At 64.8% G+C, this 24,150-nt stretch carries 23 protein-coding genes; 5 read left to right on the forward strand and 18 right to left on the reverse strand.

Annotation, left to right across the window (positions count from 1 at the left end; genetic code table 11):
- Positions 1-356: 356 nt before the first annotated feature.
- Positions 357-3,026, reverse strand: a complete 2,670-nt coding sequence (locus ACFDR9_RS09125) for a TonB-dependent receptor (RefSeq protein ID WP_157406831.1) — start codon at positions 3,024-3,026, stop codon at positions 357-359.
- 366 nt (positions 3,027-3,392) lie between these two features.
- On the opposite strand from ACFDR9_RS09125, the gene ACFDR9_RS09130 reads away from it, so the two are divergent.
- Positions 3,393-4,130, forward strand: a complete 738-nt coding sequence (locus tag ACFDR9_RS09130; RefSeq protein WP_017878756.1) for a GntR family transcriptional regulator — start codon at positions 3,393-3,395, stop codon at positions 4,128-4,130.
- Between the two features lie 55 nt (positions 4,131-4,185).
- On the opposite strand, the gene ACFDR9_RS09135 is transcribed toward ACFDR9_RS09130, so the two are convergent.
- The 8 genes from ACFDR9_RS09135 to rpsP form a co-directional block, all read right to left on the reverse strand.
- The gene (locus ACFDR9_RS09135) at positions 4,186-4,635 is read right to left on the reverse strand and encodes a CBS domain-containing protein (RefSeq protein WP_026133362.1); all 450 of its coding nucleotides are present in this window, start codon (positions 4,633-4,635) and stop codon (positions 4,186-4,188) included.
- Positions 4,636-4,753: 118 nt separating this feature from the next.
- Complete coding sequence (locus tag ACFDR9_RS09140; protein WP_017878754.1) at positions 4,754-5,092, reverse strand: DUF3579 domain-containing protein; 339 nt, start codon at positions 5,090-5,092, stop codon at positions 4,754-4,756.
- Positions 5,093-5,314: 222 nt separating this feature from the next.
- Entirely contained in the window at positions 5,315-6,274 is a 960-nt protein-coding gene (locus ACFDR9_RS09145) for a CobD/CbiB family protein (protein WP_026133361.1), read from the reverse strand.
- Positions 6,275-6,365: 91 nt separating this feature from the next.
- The gene (locus ACFDR9_RS09150; protein WP_017878752.1) at positions 6,366-7,025 is read right to left on the reverse strand and encodes a CoA pyrophosphatase; all 660 of its coding nucleotides are present in this window, start codon (positions 7,023-7,025) and stop codon (positions 6,366-6,368) included.
- Positions 7,026-7,104: 79 nt separating this feature from the next.
- Positions 7,105-7,488: a 50S ribosomal protein L19 gene (gene rplS, locus ACFDR9_RS09155; protein WP_026133360.1), complete on the reverse strand. Its 384-nt coding sequence runs from the start codon at positions 7,486-7,488 to the stop codon at positions 7,105-7,107.
- A gap of 121 nt (positions 7,489-7,609) precedes the next feature.
- Complete coding sequence (trmD, locus tag ACFDR9_RS09160; protein ID WP_017878750.1) at positions 7,610-8,356, reverse strand: tRNA (guanosine(37)-N1)-methyltransferase TrmD; 747 nt, start codon at positions 8,354-8,356, stop codon at positions 7,610-7,612.
- 26 nt (positions 8,357-8,382) lie between these two features.
- The gene (rimM, locus tag ACFDR9_RS09165; protein WP_035787909.1) at positions 8,383-8,943 is read right to left on the reverse strand and encodes a ribosome maturation factor RimM; all 561 of its coding nucleotides are present in this window, start codon (positions 8,941-8,943) and stop codon (positions 8,383-8,385) included.
- 14 nt (positions 8,944-8,957) lie between these two features.
- Positions 8,958-9,215 (reverse strand): 30S ribosomal protein S16, encoded by a 258-nt coding sequence (gene rpsP / locus ACFDR9_RS09170; protein WP_081611951.1) that lies wholly within the window; start codon positions 9,213-9,215, stop codon positions 8,958-8,960.
- A gap of 233 nt (positions 9,216-9,448) precedes the next feature.
- Here rpsP and ACFDR9_RS09175 point away from each other — a divergent pair, with 233 nt between their 5' ends.
- Positions 9,449-9,865, forward strand: a complete 417-nt coding sequence (locus ACFDR9_RS09175) for an NINE protein (RefSeq protein WP_017878748.1) — start codon at positions 9,449-9,451, stop codon at positions 9,863-9,865.
- A 300-nt stretch (positions 9,866-10,165) separates the two neighbouring features.
- On the opposite strand, the gene ACFDR9_RS09180 is transcribed toward ACFDR9_RS09175, so the two are convergent.
- The 6 genes from ACFDR9_RS09180 to ugpQ all read right to left on the reverse strand — a co-directional run bounded on the left by ACFDR9_RS09180 (position 10,166) and on the right by ugpQ (position 18,090).
- Positions 10,166-11,956 carry an acyl-CoA dehydrogenase gene (locus tag ACFDR9_RS09180; RefSeq protein ID WP_026133359.1) on the reverse strand — a complete coding sequence of 597 codons (1,791 nt, stop codon included), beginning with the start codon at positions 11,954-11,956 and terminating at the stop codon, positions 10,166-10,168.
- Between the two features lie 97 nt (positions 11,957-12,053).
- Entirely contained in the window at positions 12,054-12,986 is a 933-nt protein-coding gene (locus ACFDR9_RS09185) for an electron transfer flavoprotein subunit alpha/FixB family protein (protein ID WP_026133358.1), read from the reverse strand.
- Positions 12,987-13,219: 233 nt separating this feature from the next.
- Positions 13,220-13,969, reverse strand: coding sequence for an electron transfer flavoprotein subunit beta/FixA family protein (locus ACFDR9_RS09190; RefSeq protein WP_017878745.1), 750 nt, complete (start codon positions 13,967-13,969; stop codon positions 13,220-13,222).
- 223 nt (positions 13,970-14,192) lie between these two features.
- Complete coding sequence (locus tag ACFDR9_RS09195; RefSeq protein ID WP_017878744.1) at positions 14,193-14,420, reverse strand: sulfurtransferase TusA family protein; 228 nt, start codon at positions 14,418-14,420, stop codon at positions 14,193-14,195.
- A gap of 191 nt (positions 14,421-14,611) precedes the next feature.
- Positions 14,612-17,221 (reverse strand): alanine--tRNA ligase, encoded by a 2,610-nt coding sequence (gene alaS / locus ACFDR9_RS09200; RefSeq protein ID WP_017878743.1) that lies wholly within the window; start codon positions 17,219-17,221, stop codon positions 14,612-14,614.
- A gap of 116 nt (positions 17,222-17,337) precedes the next feature.
- On the reverse strand, positions 17,338-18,090 hold the full coding sequence (ugpQ, locus tag ACFDR9_RS09205; protein ID WP_017878742.1) for a glycerophosphodiester phosphodiesterase: 753 nt from the start codon (positions 18,088-18,090) through the stop codon (positions 17,338-17,340).
- A gap of 85 nt (positions 18,091-18,175) precedes the next feature.
- On the opposite strand from ugpQ, the gene ACFDR9_RS09210 reads away from it, so the two are divergent.
- Positions 18,176-19,429 carry a CaiB/BaiF CoA-transferase family protein gene (locus ACFDR9_RS09210; RefSeq protein WP_017878741.1) on the forward strand — a complete coding sequence of 418 codons (1,254 nt, stop codon included), beginning with the start codon at positions 18,176-18,178 and terminating at the stop codon, positions 19,427-19,429.
- Between the two features lie 206 nt (positions 19,430-19,635).
- Here the strand turns inward: ACFDR9_RS09210 and ACFDR9_RS09215 are convergent, their stop codons facing one another.
- The gene (locus tag ACFDR9_RS09215) at positions 19,636-19,962 is read right to left on the reverse strand and encodes a hypothetical protein (RefSeq protein ID WP_017878740.1); all 327 of its coding nucleotides are present in this window, start codon (positions 19,960-19,962) and stop codon (positions 19,636-19,638) included.
- A 272-nt stretch (positions 19,963-20,234) separates the two neighbouring features.
- On the opposite strand from ACFDR9_RS09215, the gene ACFDR9_RS09220 reads away from it, so the two are divergent.
- Positions 20,235-20,867, forward strand: a complete 633-nt coding sequence (locus ACFDR9_RS09220) for a hypothetical protein (RefSeq protein ID WP_409030813.1) — start codon at positions 20,235-20,237, stop codon at positions 20,865-20,867.
- Positions 20,868-20,880: 13 nt separating this feature from the next.
- Here the strand turns inward: ACFDR9_RS09220 and ACFDR9_RS09225 are convergent, their stop codons facing one another.
- On the reverse strand, positions 20,881-22,164 hold the full coding sequence (locus tag ACFDR9_RS09225; RefSeq protein WP_017878738.1) for an MFS transporter: 1,284 nt from the start codon (positions 22,162-22,164) through the stop codon (positions 20,881-20,883).
- A gap of 68 nt (positions 22,165-22,232) precedes the next feature.
- On the opposite strand from ACFDR9_RS09225, the gene ACFDR9_RS09230 reads away from it, so the two are divergent.
- Complete coding sequence (locus ACFDR9_RS09230) at positions 22,233-23,129, forward strand: LysR family transcriptional regulator (protein WP_017878737.1); 897 nt, start codon at positions 22,233-22,235, stop codon at positions 23,127-23,129.
- A gap of 140 nt (positions 23,130-23,269) precedes the next feature.
- On the opposite strand, the gene ACFDR9_RS09235 is transcribed toward ACFDR9_RS09230, so the two are convergent.
- Positions 23,270-24,142, reverse strand: a complete 873-nt coding sequence (locus tag ACFDR9_RS09235) for a hypothetical protein (RefSeq protein ID WP_017878736.1) — start codon at positions 24,140-24,142, stop codon at positions 23,270-23,272.
- Between the last annotated feature and the right edge of the window lie 8 nt (positions 24,143-24,150).

The following is a 24,150-nucleotide window of genomic DNA, read 5'->3' on the forward strand; positions in this document are numbered from 1 at the left end:
AATCTCACTGGCCGCGCCCTACCTCACTGGCATGTCAAGCTTTTTATTGTATTTCGCTCTACTTTTAAAGAAAAATTCTTAACTTGGGTGGATTGCCTTGATGATGCCCCTTCGATACGGCGGGGCTTTGCTTGTGTGGATGAACCTTAAAACATATACCAATATAAAACCAATTACGTTAAATATACATCAAATAAATACCAAATAACTACCACTTGCTATTTTTTTATCGCGTTTCCACCGTCATGCCGGGCGCGACGGACGTAAAAAAAGGCAAGTCCCGTGAAGAGACTCGCCTTGGCAAACCGAAATCTAGACCGACGCCCGCACCCCCGCGCGCGCGTCGGCCCGTACGATTACATCTTGCCGCGCAGACCGAGGTAGAACGTCCGGCCGTTCGAGTAAAACGCCCGCGGCTGGTCTTTATTCTCCGCGTACATTTTGATGGTGGTATTGGTCAGGTTCAATGCGTCGAAGGTCAGCGTGAAATTCTCGTTGATCTTGTAGTTCAACGAACCGGCCAGGCTGCTGCTGTCGTCGACGTGCTGGCTGGCGCCGCGGTCGACGCCGGCCTTGTAGGCCGAGCGGTAGTTGTAGGCCAGGCGCGCGCTGAAACGGTTGTCTTCATAGAAACCGGTGACGTTGTACGTGTTTTTCGACGCGTTCAACATTTCGCCGCCGCCGGCCAGTTCGCCGTCGGCGAAGGTGTAGTTGGCCAGTACGCCGAAGTTGCCCAGCACCGGCTGCTGGTAGCTCAGCTCGACACCCTTGTTCTTGCCGGTGGTGTTGAACGGCGACGTGATCTGGTACACCGTGCTGGCGTTTCGCTTGATGTTGAAATAACTCGCGCTGCTGGTGCCTTGGGCAACGATGGACGAGAAGTCCATGTAGAACACGCCCACCGAGACCGCCGATTTCGGCGCGAAGTACCACTCGGCGCTCACTTCGGCGTTGACCGACTTGACCGGGTTGAGCTGGGCGTTGCCGCCGGTACCGCTGAGGGCGTCGTCGTTCAGCGACACCGAACCGCCCAGCGCGCTGTAGTCGGGACGCGACATGGTCTTGGCCAGCGCGCCGCGCACCACCAGGTCCTTGCTGACGTCGAACTTGACGTTGGCGCTAGGCAGGTAGTCGGTGTAGCTGCGCTCCAACTCGAGCTGGGTGTAGGAACCGAACAGGGAACCGGTGATCGGGCCGCCGGCCTTGTTGAGCAGGGTCGTCTGTTCGGTGCGCACGGCGCGCACGCCGACGTTGCCGCTCCAGACGTCGCCGGCCAGGCTGGCCATGCCGTACAGCGCCGAGGTCTTTTCCCGCAGCTTGAATTCATGGCCCCAGTTGTGGCGCTGGACGGGGTCCAGGTTGCGGTAACCCGCCAAGCCCCACGCCGCCATCGCCGCGCCGTCGTACTTGAAGTAGTTCGACGACAGGCCGCCGCCCAGGTCCGAGGCGAAGTCGCCGGGATACATCTGGCCGTTCCAGGCAGGGCCCGGTACCGCCGTGCCGCCCGCGCCCGGGCCCGCCTCCACCGGGTGCTCGGCGGTGCGCTTGTGGTCGGTGAAGCGGGTACCGAACTTGACGGCGTCCCAGATGCCGTTGCTGATGCGCAGCTCGCCGTCGACCTGGGCGTAGCGTTCCTTGTCCACCGATTGCGCTTCGCCGCCGCCCATCCAGGCGGTGGTGCCCGGTTTGACGGTGCTGCCGCCCGGATAGGATACGCTGGCCGGGCTCATGCCGTTGAGCTGGTAGGCCATGCCGCCGCTGTCGATATTGTTTTGGAAGTACACGTCTTTGCGGTCGTAGCCGACGCCGTGGGTCGAGCCCAGTTTGCCGCTGAACGTCAGGTCGTTGGTGGCGCGGTATTTGGCGTTGAAATCGACATAATAAGCCTCGCCGCCGGCCTCGGGGCGGTAGATATTGTCGACTTCGCCCGAGTTATTGGCGAAGCTGGCGCCGACCAGCGTGCCGTTGCGCACCGTGTAGCCGGGCAGCGGCAGCTGCTTGTCGCGATGGATCGAGTTGGCCGGCGCCGCCAGCCAGTTGGTGTTTTGATGCGGCGCCTTCAGCTCCGAGTAGAAGCCGTTGAGGTCCAACGTCAGGTTCTTGGTCGGCTTGAATTCAACGTCGAAGGCGCCGCCCTTGCGGGTTTTCTCTTGCTCGAACAAGCTCGCGCCGATGAAAGTGGGCACCTGCACGCCGACCAGCGACGGGTCGCGCTGCGCGGCGGGCGAGTCGGCCAGGATCGGCGTGTAGCCGAGCACTTCCTGGCCGTCGCGGCGCACCGAGGTTTTCTGCGAGAAGGCCTGCAGCATCACGCCCAGCGTGTTGCCGTCGTTCTTCCAGTTGACCAGGCCGGAGAGTTGCGGCTCGGTTTTTTTCGACAGGTCGTTGTAGACCCCCTGCACCGAACCCTCGACCGTGACCTGCTTCTTGAACTCGAGCGGACGGCGGGTGATGACGTCGATGGCGCCGGAAACGCCACCCTCGACCAGGTCGGCGGTCGCGCTCTTCTTGACGACGACGGAGCTGACCAGCTCCGACGGCAACAGCGAGAAGCTGCTGCTGCGCCCGACGTTGCCGCCGAACTGGTTCAACACGAACCAGTCGCCGGTGCTGATGGCGTGGCCGTTGAACAGGGTTTGCTGCAGGCTCGGGCTGGTGCCGCGCAGGCTGACGCGGTCGTTTTCGCCGAAGCCGCCTTCGCCGCCGGCGGAGGACTGCGTATTCACACCTGGCAGGCGCTGGATCGCGTCGGCGACGTTACGGTCGGGCATTTTGCCGATGTCTTCGGCGGTCACCACCTCGACCACCGAGTCGGCGTTGCGTTTTTGCTTCAACGACTGCTCCAGCGACGCGCGCACGCCCGAGACGGTGACCACGGCAACCGGCGCCGCCGTCGCTTCCTGGGCTTGCGCTTGCGCGGCGAAACCGGCGCCGGCGATCAGGATCGCGACGCCAGCGGCGATCGGTGTCAGATTGCGTGACGCGGCGTTGCGCACAGCGTTACCAGGTGTCAAATTGCGTTTCATGTACTCCCCCTTGATGTCGGCTTCGGACGAAACCGTTTCATTTTTAACGTAGATCTTCTTTCCATTCCGCCGCGCGAACGGCATCGTGCAGATCCTTCGGTACAACCACCTACAAAACCAATTCAACGCCAATATACTCCTGTCCAATACCAGAATACTACCAGTTAGAATATTTTTTTTCTATCCTTGTGAGATACATACAGACCACTTTTGCGGCCCGCGCCGCGGCTTTACGCCAGCGCTGTTGGCGGCGAGAGATAAAATCCGGGAAATTGGTCTTGGGACGGCCTTTTTTGGTATTATCGGACGAGGTATTCCACAATAAGCAGGCGCGCACGCACGCGCCGCAACGGAGATTAGGACGGTATGACCACCCTGGCTGACATCATGCATAGCCTGGGGCAGAACAGCAGCCTGCCCCTGTACCAGCAATTGCAGCGCGCCTTGCGCGAGGCGATCGACCAACGCATCCTCGGCCCGGACGAAGCCCTGCCGGCCGAGCGGCAACTGGCGGCCGACCTGTCGGTGTCGCGCATTACGGTGCGCAAGGCGATCGACGGGCTGGTCGGCGAAGGCCTGCTGGTGCGCCGGCCCGGCTCGGGCAACTTCATCAATACCAGGATAGAAAAGAATTTCGCCAAGCTGACCTCGTTTTCCGAGGACATGCGGGCGCGCGGGCGCAGTCCGCGCAGCGTCTGGCTCAAGCGCTCGGCCGGCACGGTGACGCCGGAGGAGGCGCTGCGGCTGCGCCTCAGTCCGGGCGCGCCGGTGTACCGCTTCCACCGCATCCGCTACGCCGACGAGGTGCCGATGTGCCTGGAGTACGCGACCATCGTCGCGGCCTGCCTGCCGTCGCTGGAGGCGGTGGAGATTTCAATGTACGACGCGCTGGAGCGGGCCGGCAACCGGCCGGTGCGGGCGCTGCAGCGCCTGAGCGCGCTGCTGCTCAACGCCGAGCAAGCCACGCTGCTGCAGGCCAAGCCGGGCGACGCCGGCCTGTCGGTCGAGCGCCTGGGCTTTTTGCGCGATGGCCGCGCGGTGGAGTTTTGCCGCTCCTATTTCAGGGGCGACATGTACGACTTCGTGGCGGAGCTGACCACGTAGCGGGGCGCGGTGCTTGTTTTGCCGTCCGCGGCGCCTCGAGTGCGCCGCGCCGGGATTATTGCCGGGCCTGCTTCTCGTGGGCCAGTTGGCCCGAGCTGATGCGCGACAACTCGCCCATCTCCTCGGCCAGGAACTCGAGCAGGTCGTCGACACTGACAATGCCGCTCAAGCCGCCCATGCTGTTGACCACCGGCAGCCGGCGGATGTTCTTGAAACGCATGCGCTCGATGGTTTCATAAACGTCCTCGTCCTCGGTGGCGGTCATCAACTCCTCGGTCATAATGTCGCCGACCAGCAGGCTGGCCGGGTCCAGCCCGAGCGCGATGACGGAGATGACGATGTCGCGGTCGGTGATGATACCCACCGGAACCTGTTCGCCGTTGGGTTGCTCCACCACCACCAAGTCGCCGACATGGTGGGTGCGCATCAACAGCGCCGCTTCCTGCACCGTCATGTCGCGTTTGCAGTGCACGGTTTGCACAGTACAGATATCCCCGATACGCATAGCCATCCCCCTGTCGATGCGCGCGGCGCGCGCGTTGCAGCACCACGCTACGCCGGCACCGGCGCGCGGGCTTGATCTGCCTCAAAAGTGAGGGCGGCCGCGTCCGCGCCGCGCCGGCTTACGGGCGCTGGTCGTCGGGATACGGCAGGAAACAGGCGTCGACCACTTGCAGGTCGTTATCCTTGGCGAATTCGACGACGAAATGGAAAGCCATCGGCTCAAGCTGCTTGAGCTTGGCGTTGACCACCACCGCCTTCATGCCGTTGACGATGGTCGGGCGCACGTAGGGCGAGAATTGCAGGTGCGAGTGGCGCCCGCCTTCGGGATTGAAACAGGACATCACGCCGCACAGGCGTTCGGCCCAGTCGCTGGGACGGAACTGTTTGCCATCGCTGGTGGCGCCAAGGATAAAGAACTCGTTGGACAGTTCTTTGTTGGTTTGAGCGGAGTCGGCCATAGACGGTGGGCGGTGGGGCATGGATGCGTGAATGACCCCGGCAAGAGCGCCGGGCCGGTGGATCTGAACTGCCGTGTAGCGGTGCTGCCGTGCCTCTGAACTAGCAATACTTGGGTATTATATCTTATAGAAGACCTGCGCATCGAGCGCCGTTGCAGGCGGGCCGGCCGAAGTCGGCGCCGACCCCGGCCCTGCCCGCATTGTAGTCCTGTTTCCCGTCATTTAGCCGAGCCAGACCGCGCCGGACAACAACAACAGCAACAACATCCACAACAGCAAGGCGCGCCAGACCAGGCCCACCGTGCTTTGCAGCGCGCGCAGGCTCGGCTCGTCGCCGGGCACGCTCTCGCCTTCGCTGTCGCTGCTGTCGACGGTGGCGGCGTCGGCCGGCAGCACCTTGGCCGCGGTCTCCAGCGGCGTGCCCAGCCGCACGCCCATGGCGCCGCCGCCGGCCGACAGGATGATGCCGATGGCCTCGTCCTGCCAGCGGTGGGCGAAATTGCGCCAGGCGTAGATGGCGTCCTCGAAATTGCCGACCACGGCGAAGGCGATCGCCGTCAGGCGCGCCGGAATCCAGTCGATCCAGTAAAAGGCGCGCGCGGCGAACCGGCCGAAGGCCTCGTTGCGCATGTGCTCGGGTTCGTTCCAGGCGCGCGCCAGGTACTCGGCGACGCGGTACATCACGGCGCAGGCCGGCCCGAGCGGCATCAGGAACCAGAAGAACACGCCGAAGACGTTGCGGTGCGTGGTGATCAGCGACATCTCGACGGCGATGCGGGCGATCTCGTTGGCTTCCATGCCGACCGTGTCCTGCTTGGTCCATTCGGCCAGCAGCGCGCGCGCGGCGGCCTCGTCGCCGGCGCTCAGCGCCAGTTGAATCGACGTGAAGTAATGGCTGTAGTGGCGGAAACCCAGCGTCAGGTAGACGATCAGGATGTTCCAGACGAAGGCGACCAGCGGCAGGTTGTAATGGATCAGCACCCAGTAGATCAGCGCGGTGGGCACCATCAGCGCCGCCATCATCAGGAACCAGCCGATGCGGCCGTGGCCCGGGTCGCCGGCGTTGAACCAGGTTTCCATGCACATCGCGAGGCTTTTGATTTCGGCGTAGATGGGATTGTCCGCGCGCAAGGGCTTGAGTTGTTCGATCAACAGCGCGCAAAGAATGGAAAGAAATGTCATCAAACGTCCTTTTAATCAGCAATGCCGTAATGCCCGCTACGATAACGTAATGTCATGCCGGAATCAAACTTATTACTGGGGGGGGGCCGGCTCAGGCGCGCAGGAAGTGGAACAGGTTGCGCAGCATGCCGGCGGTGGCGCCCCAGATATAGAAGCGATCATACGGCATCGCGTAGAAAGAGCGTCGCCCGGCCGGCAACAGGGCCGACAGGCGCTGGTGGTTCTGGCCGTCCATCAGGAAGGCCAGCGGCACCTCGAAGATTTCATCGACCTCGCACGGGTCGGCGCGCAAGGCGAACGGCGGCGTGACCAGGCCGACCACCGGCGTGACGCAATAGCCGGTGCCGGTGTGGTAATCGGGCAAGGTGCCGAGCACGTCGACGTGGCGCCGCCGCAGGCCGACCTCTTCCTCGGTTTCGCGCAGCGCCGTGTCGACCGGCGAGCTGTCGCTTGGCTCGACGCGCCCGCCGGGAAAGCTGACCTGGCCGGCGTGGTTGTTCAGGTGCGCGGTGCGGCGCGTCAGCAGCAGCGTCAGACCGGCCTCGCGCAGCACCAGCGGCACCAACACCGCCGCCGCTTTGGCCGGCGCGGCCATCGGCCAGGGCTGCTCGGCCGCCTCCGGCGTCCAGTGCGGCGGCTCGGCGAAGCGCTGGCGCAACCAGTGCGCCGTCAGGCGCTCGGCGGCGACGGCGGCCTCGCCGGCGATCGAATCGATCGGCAGGGTTTGCGGGTCGAACAGGACGGTAGACAAGGCGTGTTTCCTTCCGGCGGCGGACAAACAAAAAAGGGGCACCTGCAGGCGCCCCTTCTTCCAGACACAGGCGCTAGAATTAAGCGCTTGCTTTCGCCACGACTTTACGTTGTGGCAATTTCTCTTTAATACGCGCCGATTTGCCCGAACGCTCACGCAGATAGTACAGCTTGGCGCGGCGAACGTCACCGCGGCGTTTCACTTCGATCGAAGCGATCAGCGGGGAGTACAACTGGAACGTACGCTCGACGCCTTCGCCGGACGAGATCTTGCGAACGATGAAGTTCGAGTTCAGGCCACGGTTACGACGGGAGATGACGACGCCTTCGTATGCCTGGGCGCGCTTGCGGGTGCCTTCGACGACGTTGACGTTGACGATAACGGTATCGCCAGGGGCGAACACAGGAATCGTTTTACCCAGACGGGCAATTTCTTCCTGCTCTAATTGCTGAATCAAGTCCATTTTTCTTACTCCAGAAACCATCTTGCCGGCGCGAAGATTTGCATCTGCCCGGTAGAGGATGGGGTTAAACATGCGGGCAAGACGCCCGCGCGGTACTGCTTGCTACCACCTGCGAAACGCATTACAGGCTTGATAAAAACTGTTCGTCGGCGCGCGTTAGCAAACCGGCGGCGCGCGACTTGGCCAGCAAGTCGGGGCGCTTGCGCGCGGTCGCCTCCAGCATGCGCTGGCGGCGCCATTTGACGATCTCGGCGTGGTTGCCGCCCATCAGCACCGGCGGCACGGCCACGCCTTCGTAACTTTCCGGACGCGTGTAGTGCGGCGAATCGAGCAAGCCGTTGACGAAGCTGTCCTCGACCGCCGAGGCGTCCGTGTTCAGCACGCCCGGCAACTGCCGTATCACCGCGTCCATCAGCGCCATCGCCGGCAGCTCGCCGCCGGACAGGACAAAGTCGCCGAGGCTGATTTCCTCGTCGACGCAGCGCTCGATCAGGCGCTGGTCGACCGCTTCGTAGCGGCCGCACAGGATCACCAGACCGGCTTCGGTTTTCAATTCCATCACGCGCTCGTGCGTCAGGGCGCGGCCTTGCGGCGACATGAACACCACCCGCGGCGCGGCCAGGCCGAGCGCGACTTGGCGCTGCTTGGCGGCGCCCAGGGTCGCCTCCAGCGGCTTGGCCAGCATTACCATGCCGGGGCCGCCGCCGTAGGGGCGGTCGTCGACGGTACGATGGTTGTCGGTGGTGAAATCACGCGGATTCCACAGCGACAGGCCGCATTTCTGCTGCTCGAACGCGCGCCGGGTCACCCCCGACTGCGTCAAGGCGGCAAACATTTCCGGAAACAGGGTGACGACATCAAATTGCATCGCAAGCCCCCTTCCCATGCCGCCGCTTAATAATCCAGACCCCAGTCGACCGTGATGGTCTTGCCGGCCTTGTCAACTTGAATGACAAACTGGCTGACAAACGGGATCAGGCGCTCGGGCGCCTTGTCGGCGGCGTCGGCGGCGGGGTCGACGACAGGGGCGACGCGCAATATCGATTGCGGACCGTTGCTCATCATGTCGGCGACCTGGCCGAGACACTCGCCTTGCAAATTCTGTACTGTCAGTCCGATCAGATCGGACCAATAAAATTCGTCAGCCGACAGCGTCGGGAAATGGCTGCGCGGAACCTGGACAGCGGCGCCTTTCAGCGCTTCTGCGGCATCCCGCCCTACCACACCCAGCAACTGGGCCACGACGTCGCCGCCGTGAAGTTTCACCTGCTTGACGTCAACGCCATGCAAGTTCGGCTTATCGAACCACCAGGTTTTGACACTCAACAAGGCATCCGCGTCGACCGAGAAAGGGGTGACCCTGACCCAGCCAGCGACGCCGTAGGCACCTGAAACATAACCTACCTGTACCAGATCGTCGGGGGCTTCCACCCCGGATGCAGTATTAACCGTCAAACCAGTGATCTAACTTAAGCTGCTACTGCTACTTTGTTGCCGGCCGCGATCAGGCGAGCGACGGTTGGCGACAATTGCGCGCCAACGCCTTGCCAGTACGACAGGCGATCTTCAGTGATACGGAATGGCACTTCGCCACCCGACGCCATCGGGTTGTAAAAACCGATGCGCTCAATGAAGCGACCATCGCGGCGATTGCGCGAATCCGTAGCGACGATGTTGAAGAACGGGCGCTTCTTGGCGCCTCCACGAGCTAAACGAATAACGACCATAATAATTCCAAATAAGTGTGCTGAGGCGGAAAAAGCCGCAAATTATAGCGCGCTTTACCGCCAGGCAGCAAGCGTTATGATGACGGGCGTGTAATTTGAGCTAATCGAACATTATGAACCATGCAGGGCCGGGCGCGCAATAGCGATCGGGGCCTTGATAGCGAATAAGGCTGGCGGCGGCGGCGGGTTTTGACCGATACTTGCGGTCTTTCCCCCTTCCCGCTCCGCACACCATGGCCGTTTCGCACAAAAACAAGACCTTCGCCAGCCTGCTGGCCTTCCTGCTGGGCGCGCTCGGCGCGCACCGCCTGTACCTGCGCGGCGCGCGCGACCGCTGGCTGTGGCTGCACCTGGCGGCGCTGCCGGCCAGCCTGCTGGTCTATACGCTGGCGCCGGCCGCCGACTGGTTCTACCAGGCCCTGCCGCTGATCGTCTCGACACTGGTCGCCTTCCTCGAATCGCTGGTGCTGGGCCTGACCCCGGACGAGAAGTGGGACGCGGCCCGCAACGCCGGCTCCGGCAAGCGGTCGGCGTCGAACTGGCCGCTGGCGCTGCTGCTGGTGGCCACGCTGATGGTCGGCGCCGGCTCGCTGATCTTCGCCATCGCCCGCCTGTTCGACCTGCTCTACACCGGCGGCGCCTACGGCTGAGCGCGACTAGCTGTTTTCCTCGACTTGAAGACGCGATAACACCCACCCCCACCCTCGCCGCCCATGGCATCGCCACGCGCGCGCGACGAGGGCAAGGGGCTGATGCGCGAGGATCGCGCCGGGGACGCTTGTTTGCGCTGGCGTAAGTGTGTCGTCGATCGGATTAGCGGGACGCGTCATCCGACAATGTTGGCCGAAGCGAGACGCGCTGCTCCGTGCCAACATTGTCGGGTTACGCCCTTTGGGCCAACCCGACCTGCAAAGCCGGGCTTGCTTAACGGTATCCGGGCGCCGCGAAGCTTAGAACTGGTCTTCGGTCAAGGCCAGCACGCCGGCGCTGCCGTCGATGATCGCCGTGCGCAGGCCCGACGCCTGCGACAGGATGTGGTCGGCGAAGAAGCGCGCGGTGCCGATCTTGGCGCGGTAGAACGAGGCGTCGCCGCCGCCCGCGTCCAGCTTCTGCTGGGCGATGATGGCGGCGCGCGCCATCTGCCAACCGCCCAGCACGATGCCGGCCAGTTTCAGGTACGGCACGCTGCCCGCGAAGACGGCTTTGATGTCGGTTTTCATGTTGGCGGCGACGTAGTCGACCACGGCGTCGAGCGCCGCGCTGCCTTCGCTCAACTGGCGGTGCATCGCCCGGAAGTCGGCGCCGGCCAGGCCGGCCAGTTGCGCCTCGGTCGCGCGGACCTGGGCGATGATGCTTTTCGCCACGGCGCCGCCGTCGCGCACGGTCTTGCGACCGACCAGGTCGTTGGCCTGGATCGCCGTGGTGCCTTCGTAGATCGTCAGGATCTTGGCGTCGCGGTAGTGCTGCGCGGCGCCGGTTTCCTCGATGAAGCCCATACCGCCGTGCACTTGCACGCCGTCGCGGGTGACGTCTTGCGACATTTCGGTCGACCAGCCCTTGATGACCGGCACCAGGTATTCATACACGGCCAGGCTGTCGGCGCGCACCGCCGCGTCCGGATGGTGGTGGGCCACGTCGCTGACGCCGGCGCCGACGTAGGCCAGCGCCCGCGCCGCCTCGATCTGCGCGCGCATCGACATCAGCATGCGCCGCACGTCCGGGTGGTGGATGATGGAAACCGGGCCGGCCGAACCGGCCAGGTCGCGCGACTGGACGCGGTCCTTGGCGAACGCCACCGCCTGCTGGTACGAGCGCTCGGCCAAGCCGATGCCCTGCAGGCCGACGCCGAAGCGGGCCGCGTTCATCATGATGAACATGTATTCCAGGCCGCGATTTTCCTCGCCGACCAGGGTGCCGATGGCGCCGCCGTGGTCGCCGAATTGCAGCACCGCGGTCGGGCTGGCCTTGATGCCCAGCTTGTGCTCGATCGAGACGCAATGGGCGTCGTTGCGCGCGCCCAGCGTACCGTCGGCGTTGACCAGGAATTTCGGCACGATGAACAGCGAGATGCCCTTGACGCCGGCCGGGGCGTCCGGCGTGCGCGCCAGCACCAGGTGGACGATGTTCTCGGCCATGTCGTGTTCGCCGTAGGTGATGAAGATTTTGGTGCCGAACACCTTGTAGGTGCCGTCGCCCTGCGGCACGGCGCGGCTGCGCACGGCGGCCAGGTCGGAGCCGGCCTGCGGCTCGGTCAGGTTCATGGTGCCGGTCCATTTGCCCGACACCAGCGGTTCCAGGTAGGTGGCCTTCTGCGCGTCGCTGCCGGCCGTCAGCAGCGCCTCGATGGCGCCGTCCGACAGCAGCGCGACCAGCGCGAACGAGACGCTGGCCGAGTTCAACATTTCAATGCACGGCGTCGCCAGCAACTTCGGCAAGCCCTGGCCGCCGAATTCGGTTGGATGTTGCACGCCCTGCCAGCCGGCCTCGGCGAACGCCTTGAAGGCGTCCTTGAAGCCCTTCGAGGTGGTGACGTTGCCGTCGTGCCAGAAGCTCGGCTCCTTGTCGCTGGGGCCGTTCAGCGGGGCCACTACGGCGCCGCAGAATTTCGCGTTCTCTTCCAGCACCGCCTCGGCGGTGTCCGGGGTCGCGTCTTCGCAGCCAGGCAGCGTGTGCACGTCGGCCAAGCCGGCCAGTTCGTTCATGACGAACAACATATCTTTCAACGGCGCTGTGTAACTCATCTCATCTCTCCAAGAAAACAAGCCACGGTGGCCCCGCACTTCGTGCGTCGGACCAGCGTGGCTTGGTAAGTATTAACTCAAGCTCTTATCAGCCGGATCAGCCCAGTTCTTTGACCAGTTCGGGAACGATATCGAACAGGTCGCCGACGATGCCGTAGTCGGCCACGGCGAAAATCGGCGCTTCCGGATCCTTATTGATCGCGACGATGGTTTTCGAATCCTTCATGCCGGCCAGATGCTGGATCGCGCCGGAAATACCGACGGCGATGTACAGCGTCGGCGCGACGATCTTGCCGGTCTGGCCCACCTGCCAGTCGTTCGGCACGAAGCCGGCGTCGACGGCGGCGCGCGAGGCGCCCATGGCCGCGCCCAGCTTGTCGGCCAGCGGCTCCAAGACCTTGAAGTTGTCGGCCGAACCGATACCGCGCCCGCCCGAAACGATGATCTTGGCGGCGGTCAACTCGGGACGGTCCGACTTGGCCACTTCGCGCCCGACGAAGACCGACTTGCCCGAGTCCGCGACGGCGGCCACGGTGTCGGTGGCGGCCGCACCGCCGGTGGCGGCGGCGGCGTCGAAGCCGGTACTGCGCACGGTGATGACTTTGACCTTGTCGCCCGACTGCACGGTGGCGATCGCGTTACCGGCGTAGATCGGGCGCTCGAAGGTGTCGGGCGAATCGACCTTGGTGATTTCCGAAATCTGCGCCACGTCCAGCTTGGCGGCCACGCGCGGCAGGATGTTCTTGCCGTAGGCGGTGGCCGGGGCCAGGATGTGGCTGTAGGCGGCGGCAACGGCGAGCACCTGCTCGGCGACGTTCTCGGCCAGGCCGTCGGCAAACGCGGGCGCGTCGGCAAGCAGCACCTTGGTCACGCCGGCGATTTGCGCGGCGGCCGCGGCGGCGGCGCCGGCATTGCTGCCGGCCACCAGAACGTGGACGTCGCCGCCGCATTGCAGCGCGGCGGTCACGGTGTGGAGGGTGCTTCCTTTTAACGAAGCGTTGTCGTGTTCAGCAATAACTAATGCGACCATGATAATTCCTAGTATGTCGGCGGCGCGGCGTTGCGCGCGCTGCCCGATTCATGTTGTGGGGACGGCGGGGCCGCAGGAACGTGTAAGAAATAAATTCCCTATTTGGACGCGTCTGGCGGGATGCGATGCAAGGCGGACGACCCGACGCAATGCGAGCATTGCTAGGGTCGGCCAACGCCGCAGCGCGCCCGCCAGACGCGCAACAAATCGGGAAGTTATTTCGCGCATGTTCCCTAGATGACTTTGGCTTCGTTGCGCAGCTTGGCGACCAGCGTCGCGACGTCCGGCACCTTGATGCCGGCCGAGCGCTTGGCCGGCTCGACGACTTTCAGGGTTTTCAGACGCGGCGTGCAGTCGACGCCCAGTTCCTCCGGCTTGACGGTGTCGAGCGGCTTCTTCTTCGCCTTCATGATGTTCGGCAGCGTCACGTAGCGCGGCTCGTTCAGGCGCAGGTCGGTGGTAATGATGGCCGGCAGAGTCAAAGTCAGCGTTTCCAGGCCGCCGTCGACTTCGCGGGTGACCGTCACTTTGCCGTCGTCGAGCAGCACTTTCGAGGCGAACGTCGCTTGCGGCCAGCCCAGCAGGGCCGCCAGCATCTGGCCGGTCTGGTTGCTGTCGTCGTCGATCGCCTGTTTGCCCAGGATGATCAGTTGCGGCTGTTCCTTGTCGGCCAGCGCCTTGACCAGCTTGGCGACGGCCAGCGGCTCCAGTTCGGCGGCCGTTTCCACCAGGATGCCGCGGTCGGCGCCGATGGCCATCGCGGTGCGCAGGGTTTCCTGGCACTGCGTCACGCCGCACGAGACGGCGATCACTTCGGTGACCTTGCCGGCTTCTTTGAGGCGCATCGCTTCTTCCAGCGCGATCTCATCGAACGGGTTCATCGACATTTTGACGTTGGCGGTATCGACGCCAGTGCCGTCACTTTTGACGCGGACTTTGACGTTGTAGTCGACCACGCGTTTGACGGGTACCAAGACTTTCATAGCTGTGCCTTTGGGAAATGATAAAAATGACGGACTAAGTAAATATGGGCTAGATTATAAGAGGAAACCCGGCGATAAACAGAATTAAAGCACGATCGTGCGATTTTTTGTTAGAAGAAGTCGTCTAATCCAACAGACGGCGTGCTTCGGAATGGCGATGAGAACGCTGCAAAGCAGCATAAACGCGTCGCGGCGGGCCGTTTCGGGGCCGCCGCGGCCTGGACTATTTGCGTTGCATCAAAAATACAAACTCGCGCCCGGTCTGCACGTGGGACAGCAGCGCGTTGCCGGTCTGCTTGGCGAACGCCTGGAAGTCGCGCACCGAACCGGGGTCGGTGGCCATAATGCGCAGTACTTCGCCGCTTTGCAGCTCGGCCAGGGCCTTCTTGGCCTTCAGAATCGGCAACGGGCAATTCAAGCCCCGCGCGTCGAGTTCTTTTTGGAATTCCATGATCTCGTTATCAAGTAGTGTGTCGCTCATCATATCCCGCTTGGTTCGTTGCACTGATTTTTGACATACTACTCCAATTACGGGCAAATGACGCGCTGCACCAAAATAGTTCGGCAAATGTTGTGAGGTCACAACGACAACTGAGGTAGTAAAACGACAACGCGGCCGTGGCCGCGCCGCCGTTTTCACTCTCAAGCGCGCTCGGCAACCCAGGCCGGGACGCCCGCCAAGGCGGCCGCCAGGTTGGTAGGATCGGTACCGCCGGCCTGCGCCATATCGGGGCGTCCGCCGCCTTTTCCGCCCACTTGTTGTGCAACGAAGTTGACCAGCTCGCCGGCCTTGACCTTGCCGGTGGCGTCGGCGGTGACGCCGGCGATCAGGCTGACCTTGCCGTCGGCGACGCTGGCGAGCACGATGGCGGCCGTCTTCAGCTTGTCCTTGAGCTTGTCCATGGTTTCACGCAGGCGCGCCACGTCGGCGCCGTCCAGCACCGCCGCCAGCACCTTGACGCCGTTGACGTCGACCGCCCGGGCGACCAGTTCGTCGCCCTGCCCGGAGGCCAGCTTCGACTTCAGCGCCGCCAATTCCTTCTCCAGCGACTTGACGTGGTCCTGTACCTGCACGATGCGGGCGGTCAGCTCGTCCGGGTTGGCCTTCAAGGCCGCCGACGCTTCCAGCAGACGCCGGTTCAAGCTTTGCACCAGCGCCAGCGCGCCTTCGCCGGTGACGGCCTCGACGCGGCGGATGCCGGCCGCGACGCCGCCCTCGCCGATGATCTTGAACAGGCCGATGTCGCCGGTGCGCTGCACGTGCACGCCGCCGCACAGCTCTTTCGAGCTGCCGATGTCGAGCACGCGCACCTCGTCGCCGTACTTCTCGCCGAACAAGGCCATGGCGCCGTGCTTGACGGCGTCGTCGAAGGACATGTTATGCGACTGGGTGGCGTGGTTTTGCAGGATCTCGCGGTTGACGAGCGCCTCCACGGCGACGATCTGCTCGGCCGTCAGCGGCGCGTTGTGCGAAAAGTCGAAACGGGTGCGGTCGGGATCGACCACCGAGCCTTTTTGCGCCACGTGGGCGCCCAGCACCTCGCGCAGCGCCTTGTGCATCAAATGCGTTGCCGAGTGGTTGCGGATGGTGCGCGCGCGGGTCGCCTCGTCGACGATCGCCTCGACCGTGTCGCCCACCGTCAGCGCGCCCTCCGCCAGCTCGCCGTGGTGGCCGAACACGTCGGCCTGGATCTTCAGCGTGTCTTCGACGTTGAACTGGCCGGAGGTGAACTGGATGACGCCCCGGTCGCCGACCTGGCCGCCCGATTCCGCGTAGAACGGCGTGGTGTCGAGCACCACGATGCCGGACTGGCCGCCCTTCAGTTCCTGCACCGACACGCCGTCGGCGTACAGCGCGACGACCTTGCTGGCGTGGACCAGCTTGTCGTAACCGACGAACTTGTTTTTCGCGCCGGCGTAGTCGACGTTTTGCAGCTTGGCGAAGCCGCCCTTCTTGCGCGCGTTTTCGCGCTGGCGCTCCATCGCCTCCTTGAAGCCGGCCTCGTCGAGCACGACGTCGCGCTCGCGGCAAATGTCGGCCGTCAAATCCAGCGGGAAGCCATAGGTGTCGTAGAGCAGGAAGGCGGTGGCGCCGTCGAGGTTCTTGCCGTCCTTGGCCAGTTGCGTTTCCAGGATCTTCATGCCGTTTTCCAGCGTCTCGCCGAAACGCTCTTCCTCCGTCTTGAGCATGTGCGCGACGCGCTCTTTCATGTCGGCCAGCTCGGGATAGGCGGCGCCCATCTGGATCGACAGGTCGTCGACCAGCCTGTAGAAGAACGGCTTGGTCTGGCCCAACTTGTGGCCGTGGCGCAGCGCGCGGCGGATGATGCGGCGCAGCACATAGCCGTGGCTTTCAGGGCCGGGAATGATGCCGTCGACGATCATGAACGCGGCCGAGCGGATGTGGTCGGCGATCACGCGCAGCGACTTGCTTTCCAGGTCGGTGGCGCCGGTTTCGCGCGCGGCGGCCTTGATCAAGGCCTGGAACAGGTCGATCTCGTAGTTCGAATGGACGTGCTGCAGCACGGCGGCCAGGCGCTCCATGCCCATGCCGGTATCGACGCAAGGCTTGGGCAGCTTGTGCATGACGCCGGCGTCGTCGCGGTTGAACTGCATGAACACCAGGTTCCAGATTTCGATGAAACGGTCGCCGTCCTCGTCGGGCGAACCCGGCGGGCCGCCCGGAATGTCGGCGCCGTGGTCGTAGAAGATCTCGGTGCACGGACCGCACGGGCCGGTGTCGGCCATCTGCCAGAAATTGTCCGAGGCGTAGCGCGCGCCCTTGTTGTCGCCGATGCGGATGATGCGCTCGACCGGCACGCCCATTTCCTTGGACCAGATGTCGTAGGCCTCGTCGTCCTCGTGGTAGACGGTGACGGTGAGCTTGTCGGCCGGCAGGCCGTAGACCTTGGTCAGCAATTCCCAGGCGTACTGGATGGCGTCGCGCTTGAAGTAGTCGCCGAAGCTGAAGTTGCCCAGCATTTCAAAGAAGGTGTGGTGGCGCGCGGTGTAGCCGACGTTTTCCAGGTCGTTGTGCTTGCCGCCGGCGCGCACGCAGCGTTGTACCGAGGTGGCGCGGGTGTACGGGCGCGTGTCGGTGCCGGTGAACACGTCCTTGAATTGCACCATGCCGCTATTGGTCAACAACAAGGTGGGATCGTTACCCGGAACGAGCGAACTGGAGCGGACAATTGTATGGCCCTTCGATTCGAAGAACTTGAGGAATTTGTCGCGGATGTCAGATGAATTCATGTTTTTTGGCAGGGGTGGCGGCAGCTTGAAAGAAAATATTATACGTGATAACCCCGCCCGGAAATACCGGGCGGCGGCGGCGGCGGGCGCCGTGGCGCCGCGGCCGGCCATGCCGTTTATGCGAAGTCCGGGCCGATCAGGTCGATGCGGTCGGTGCAGAAGCCGTCCACGCCCCAGCCGAGCAATTCGCGCGCGCGCCCGGGCTCGTTGACTGTGTAGCAGAACAGGCCCAGGCCGGCGTCCTTGACGGCCCGCGCCAGCGCCGCCGTCAGGTGGCGCTGGTTGGTGTGCACGGCAACAACGTCGAGCGCGCGCGCCCGGGCCAGCCAGTCGTGCGGCAGGCAATCGATCAGCAGCGCGCGCGGCAGGTAGGGCGCGGCCTCGCGCGCCGCCGCCAGCGCCTCGGCGCTGAACGAGGACAGCAGCGGCAGCTGGGCCGGGTCGCCGGCGGCGATCTCGGCGCCGAAGCAGGCCCGGGTAACGCCCGCCACCACCCTGCCCGTCTCGCGCTCGAAGCCCGGCACCGGCTTGATTTCAATGTTCATCCAGATGCGCTGCGCCTTGCAGTAGTCGACGAACAGGCCGAAGTTCGGCACCTTTTCGTCGGCGAACAGGGGGCTAAACCAGCTGCCGGCGTCCAGCGCCGCCAGCTCGGCCGCGCCGAGGTCGGCGACGCTGCCGGCGCCGGCCACGGTGCGCCCCAGCACGTCGTCGTGCAACACCACGCCGACGCCGTCGCGCGACAGCATGACGTCGAACTCGACGGCGTGGAAGCCGTAGGCCAGGGCGCAGCGCAGCGCGGCGAAGGTATTTTCCGGCGCCAGCGTGCCGCCGCCTCGGTGCGCAACAATTTTAGGGTAGGGCCACATGGACGATCCGCTCGGTGATTTCATCGACAAGCCTGGCGATGTGTTCTAGACTTTGTTTCCAACGTTACCATTGTTAAAGGACAAGATGTCGGATTCGACTGAAAAAACCTCGACCGCGCCAAAAGCGCTGGGCCATTTGCGCGTGCTCGACCTGAGCCGCGTGCTGGCCGGACCCTGGTGCTCGCAAAACCTGGCGGACTTGGGCGCCGACGTCATCAAGATCGAGCGGCCCGGCGCCGGCGACGACACGCGCGCCTGGGGCCCGCCCTATGCCAAGGACGCCGACGGCCGCGACACCAGCGAGGCGGCGTATTACCTGGCGGCGAACCGCGGCAAGCGCTCGGTGACGGTGGACATCGCCAGCGCCGACGGCCAGGCGCTGGTGCGCGAACTGGCGCGCCACTCCGACGTGGTGTTGGAGAACTTCAAGGTCGGCCATCTGAAACGCTACGGCCTCGACTATGAAACGCTGAAAGGGATCAAGCCGGACCTGGTGTATTGCTCGGTCACCGGTTTCGGCCAGGACGGGCCGTACGCGCACCGCCCCGGCTACGACTTCCTGATCCAAGGCATGGGCGGGCTGATGTCGGTCACCGGCGAACGCGACGACCTGCCCGGCGGCGGCCCGCAAAAGGCCGGCGTCGCGCTGACCGATTTGATGACCGGCATGTACGCGACCATCGCGGTGCTGGCCGCGCTGAGCCACCGCGACCGCACTGGCGAGGGCCAGTATATCGACATGGCGCTGCTCGACGTGCAGGTGGCGATGCTGGCGAATATGGGCAGCAATTACCTGAACAGCGGCAAGGCCCCCAAGCGCTGGGGCAACGCCCACCCGAACATCGTGCCCTACCAAACTTTCGCCTGCGCCGACGGCCACATCATCGTCGCCGCCGGCAACGACGGCCAGTACCAGAAGTTCGTCGAGGTCGGCGGGCGCGCGGACTTGGCGGCCGACGTCCGCTTCGCCAGCAATCCGGGCCGGGTCGAGCACCGCGACGCGCTGGTGCCGCTGCTGGCGGAGATGGTCAAGACGCGCACCCGGGCCGAGTGGATAGACCAGCTGGAAGCGGTCGGCGTGCCGTGCGGCCCGATCAACGACATCGCCGACGTGTTCGACAACCCGCAGGTGCGGGCGCGCGGTCTGGCCTTCGAGATGCCGCACCCCAGCGCCGGCACCGTCAAGCTGGTGCGCAGCCCGATGCGCCTGTCGGCCACGCCGCCCTGCACCGAGCTGGCGCCGCCGCTGCTGGGCCAGCACACCGACGAGGTGCTGCGCGAAATGCTCGGCCACAGCGCCGAACGCATCGCCGCGCTGCGCGACAAGGGCGTGCTCTAGTCCGTCGTGCCGCCGCGGAAGCCAATCGTCGCCCGTAAGTCGGGTTAGCCCGCAAGGGCGTAACCCGACTGGCGTACGCGTCAGCCCGGCGTTAACAACATTCAAACCACCGACAAAGGGCTGGGGTCAGACGGGGATGCCGTGTCACCTAGCCACCCACCCCGCTCCTTGAGGCCGTTGGCGGGCGTTTTACGTGCGCGGCGCTTTTAATGCAATTGGTGCTTCAGGTTGGACAGCTCGTCGTGCACCCGCAGCACGGCGTTTTTCATCTGCGGCGTCAGGTTGGCGCCGCTGCCGCACACCTGCTTGGCGCGGTCGCCCAGTTGTTCCAAGTCTTCGACCACTTTGCGGATGCGCATTTCGTCGCGCGATTCGATGGCTTCCTTGGCCAGGTCCGATTGCCGGTCCAGGCGCTCGATGCAATCCCTCAATTCGCTGGGCAGGTCGCGTTCGACGGAGCAAGCCTGGGAAGCCTGTCCGATGGCTTGCTGAATCGTAGTAAAGCGTTGTTGGATTTCGTTCGCTTGTAGCATGATTAGCCTCCAAAAAAAATCCCGGTGCGGAAAGTGCGCCGGTCTTGGTTGGATCGGCGGATGCGGCCAAAGTTGCAATCCCGGCCAGCCCGTCAGCCAGACTTTTTGCGCCGGCGCAAATAATCTATACGTCCAGAAACGAAGGTGCGCCCGCCTTGTAAGAATCTGTTACCGATTGCACAATTGTTAAATTAGTCATATACATTGCGCCATCGCTGACGCGCTTCGCCACTCGACATTCCACGATGACAAACACATTGAACACGCAGCGCATGGGGGCCGTCCTACTGACGGGGGCGGTGCATTTGGCCTTGCTGTACGCGTTTTTGCAAAGCCACCATCCGCTCCCGGCGGAGTCGGCACAGCCCGAGCGGGCGCCGATCCAGTGGTTCATCCTGCCTTTGCCGGCAACGCGCCCGAGCGGCACCAGCGCCGCGCCGCTGCCGCCGGTACCGCGGCGCCTGCCCGCCGCCGCGCGAACGCCGGCGCCACGCCGGGGCGCGCCGCGGGCGCCGACGGAAGCGGCGACTATCACGCCGGACCCGGTTACCGTCGCGCCGCCGGCGGCCGCGGCCGACCCCGCCGCGGCGCCGCTCAGCGTCGACGAGATCATGCGCATAGCCAAACGCGACATCGGCAAAATCGACAAACAATTGCGCAAGGAGCACCCGCAGCGCGGCGAACAGGCGCCGCTGGACACGCCGCAGGCCAGGCTGGAAAAAGGGTTCGCGGCGGCCCACGCGGCGGTACGGCCCAAGTTTTACGAAGCGGCAAGAACGGAGGAATTGACGATGCCGGGGAGCAGCGGCTCGCGCATCTATAAAGTCACTACCGCCGTCCTGAGCTACTGCATTCAAATCAAGCCCGACGGCGAGCGCATCTATCTGCTGACCTGCCCGAACTAGGCCGGCGGCCGGGTCAGGACGCGGCCAGGCGCGGCCCCAGCGGCGCCAGGTGACGCAAGCGCAGCGCGACTAGCAGGGCCAGCCCGAGGCCGACGCTGAGCAGCGTCACCACGCCGGACCAGCCGGCGCCGGCCCACACCAGGCCCGACAGCGAACCCACCAGGCTGGAACCGAGGTAGTAGAAGAACAGGTACAGCGCCGACGCCAGCGCCTGCGGCGCGCGCGCCCGCCGTCCCACCCAGCTGCTGGCGATCGAATGCGCGGCGAAAAAGCCAAAGGTGAACAGCGCCAGGCCGGCCAGGATCGGCGCCAGCGCGTTCGACAACGTCAGCAGCAAGCCGGCCAGCATCGTCGACAGCATGATCCACAACACGCCGCGGCGCCCGAGCCGGTCGGCCAGGCGGCCGGCCCAGACCGAACTGAAGATGCCGATCAGGTACAGGAAGGCGATCGCCCCGACGGTGCTCTGGCCCAGCGCGAACGGCGCCGCCAGCAGCCGGTAGGCGATGTAGTTGTACATGCTGACGAAACAACCCATCAGCAGGAACGCCAGCAGGAACAGCCACGGCAGGCCGGGGTCGGACAGGTGCCGGCGCAGGCCCGCCGGCAGCGCCGCCCAGCCGTCGCGGTTGGCGACGAAATTGCGCGAGCGCGGCAGGCTGCGCCAGAACTCGGCCGCCGCCAGCAAGCCCATCACGCCCATCGCCGCCAGCGCCGCCCGCCACGAGTAAAAGTCGCTGAGCACCGCCACCACCACCCTGCCGGCCATGCCGCCGAAGGCGCTGCCGGCGATGTACAAGCCCATCGACAAGCCCAGCGACGGCGCTTCGATCTCTTCGGCCAGGTAGGCCATGGCGATGGCCGGCATGCCGCCCAGGGCGACGCCGAGCGCGGCGCGCATCAGCAGCAACTGCGGATAACTGCGGGCGAAGGCGCACAGCAAAGTCATCAGTGCCGCCACGGCCAGCGCCGCCACCATCAGCGGCTTGCGCCCGAGCCGGTCGGACATGGCGCTCGTCAGCAACAGCGAGACGGCCAGCGCGGCCGTCGATATCGACAGCGACCAGCTGCTTTGCGCCGGCGTCAGCGCGAACTCGTGCGACAGCAGCGGCATCAGCGGCTGCACGCAGTACAACAGGGCGAAGGTGGAAAAACCGCCGAAAAACAGCGCGCGGTTGCTGCGTTTGAACGCCGGCGTGCCGGCGGCGATGGCCGGCTGCGCGGAGGGCGCGGCAACGAGATGGAGGGCGGGAGCGGGCATGGTGGCGGACTGGGAGGGCGGCGAGAAGTCCATCATAGGATTGCGTATTAATATCGTCCAATATATATTCGAGTCATTAATCATACTTTAAACAGATAACAAAAATGGAACTACGCCACCTGCGCTACTTCGTCGCCGTCGCCGAGGAGTTGCATTTCACGCGCGCCGCCGAACGCCTGCACATCGGCCAGCCGCCGCTGAGCCAACAAATCCAGGCGCTGGAGGCGGAGCTGGGCGCGCAGTTGTTCGAGCGCAGCAAGCGCTGGGTGCGCCTGACCGAGGCCGGCCGCCTGTTCCTCGTCGACGCCAGGCGCATCCTGGCGCTGGCCGACGAGGCCGCCGTGACGGCGCGCCGGGCCCAGCGCGGCGAGGCCGGCGAGCTGCGCATCGGCTTTACCTTCTCGACGCCGTTCACGCCGCTGTTTGCCAGCGTCATCAACGGCTACCGCCAGCGCTTCCCGCTGGTGCGCCTGACGCTGCATGAAATGGCGACGCTGCCGCAGATCGAGGCGATCGGCCAGCGCACGCTGGACCTGGGCTTCGTGCGCCCGCCGGAGGCGGCGATTCCCGACGGCGTGACGCTGAGCGTGTTGCGCCAGGACCCGCTGCTGCTGGTGCTGCCGAGCGGGCATGCGCTGGCCGGCCAGGCCGAGATCGCCATCAAGGATTTGGCCGGGCAGGCGTTCGTGATGTATCCGAAGGACGCCGGCACCGGCATTTATCCGCAAATCTTCCGTTTGTGCCGGGCCGCCGGTTTCGTGCCGCACATCGCCCAGGAGGCCGGCGAGGCGTCCACCATCATCGGCCTGGTGGCGGCCGGTTGCGGCATCTCGGTGCTGCCGGCCTCGTTCGACCGGATCAGGATGGACGGCGTGTGTTACCGGCCGATTGCCGACCCGGCCGCGACCACCAGCCTGCTGCTGGCGCGGCGCCGGGGGCCGAGCACGCCGCTGATCGACGCGTTTGTGGCGTTGGCGGGCGAGGCGGCCGGCGCGGCGTAGTGTAGGGGGGATCGAGGAAGGCCGCTGGAGCGGGAAAAAGCAACGCCAACGTGCCGGGGCCGGCCCCGGGTCAGACCCTCACGGTCTGGCCCGGGATGTGCGCCTCCGGTTTAATCGTACGACGGCGGCGCCCAGGGCGCCTAGTCGTAGTCGGCGTCGAGTTCCGAGCCGGCGTAGTTTTCCAGCTGTTCAAACAGCTTTTTCATGCTGGTGCGCGTCAGGATTTGCTGGATCACGGTGCAGTGCGTGCGATAGGCCTCGATGCGCTCGAGCAGCACCTCGTGGTGCTGCACCGGCACCTTGGCCAGCAGCTCCGTCCAGCCCGCCTCGAAGTCGGGCTTGTTCTTGCGCACCGCCCGCACCAGCCGTTCGAATTGCTTCTGGCCGGTGCGCGCGACGATGCCGCCGCCGCCCTCGATGGCGAAGATGACCGCCAGCGCAATCACGCCCTCCGCGTTGAGGTCGCTGTCGTTGACCGGGCCGCGGCTGTTGTGGCGGCGCAGCCAGTTGGCCAGGCGCACGATCGCCTGCACTTCCTTGCGCTGCTTGAGCTGGAGCGCGTATTTCTCCGGGCCGTTCCAGTTCTTGTTCGGGTCGGCGCCGCACAGGTCGACGAACAGGTCGCGCAGGCGCCGCTGCACATACACCGGGTCGACGTCGTACTCGCCGACCAGCGCGTCCTCGGGCAGTTGCGACAGCTCGCGCACCAGGCGGAAGCCGACCTGGAAGGCGTGCTCGGCGCCGTGCTCGACCAGGAAGTCGAGCGCCGCCTCGTCGCCCTCGTGCATCAGCGCGTGCTCCAGCCCCAGCGAGACGCCGCCCACCGTCAGGTACAGCGCCTTCTGGATGCCCTCGGCGGTGCGCTCGTTGGTGAACTTCTCGGCCACCATGGCGGTGATGCCGGTGAGTTCGTCGGCCAGGTTGGCGGCGGCGTCGATGCGCGCATCGGTCGCCAGCAATTTAATGGCGCGCACCAGGCGCGGCAGGTTTTCTACTACGATTGCAGGCAGCATTATGTAGG

Source organism: Janthinobacterium sp. CG_23.3 (assembly GCF_046115965.1).
Taxonomy (GTDB): domain Bacteria; phylum Pseudomonadota; class Gammaproteobacteria; order Burkholderiales; family Burkholderiaceae_D; genus Janthinobacterium.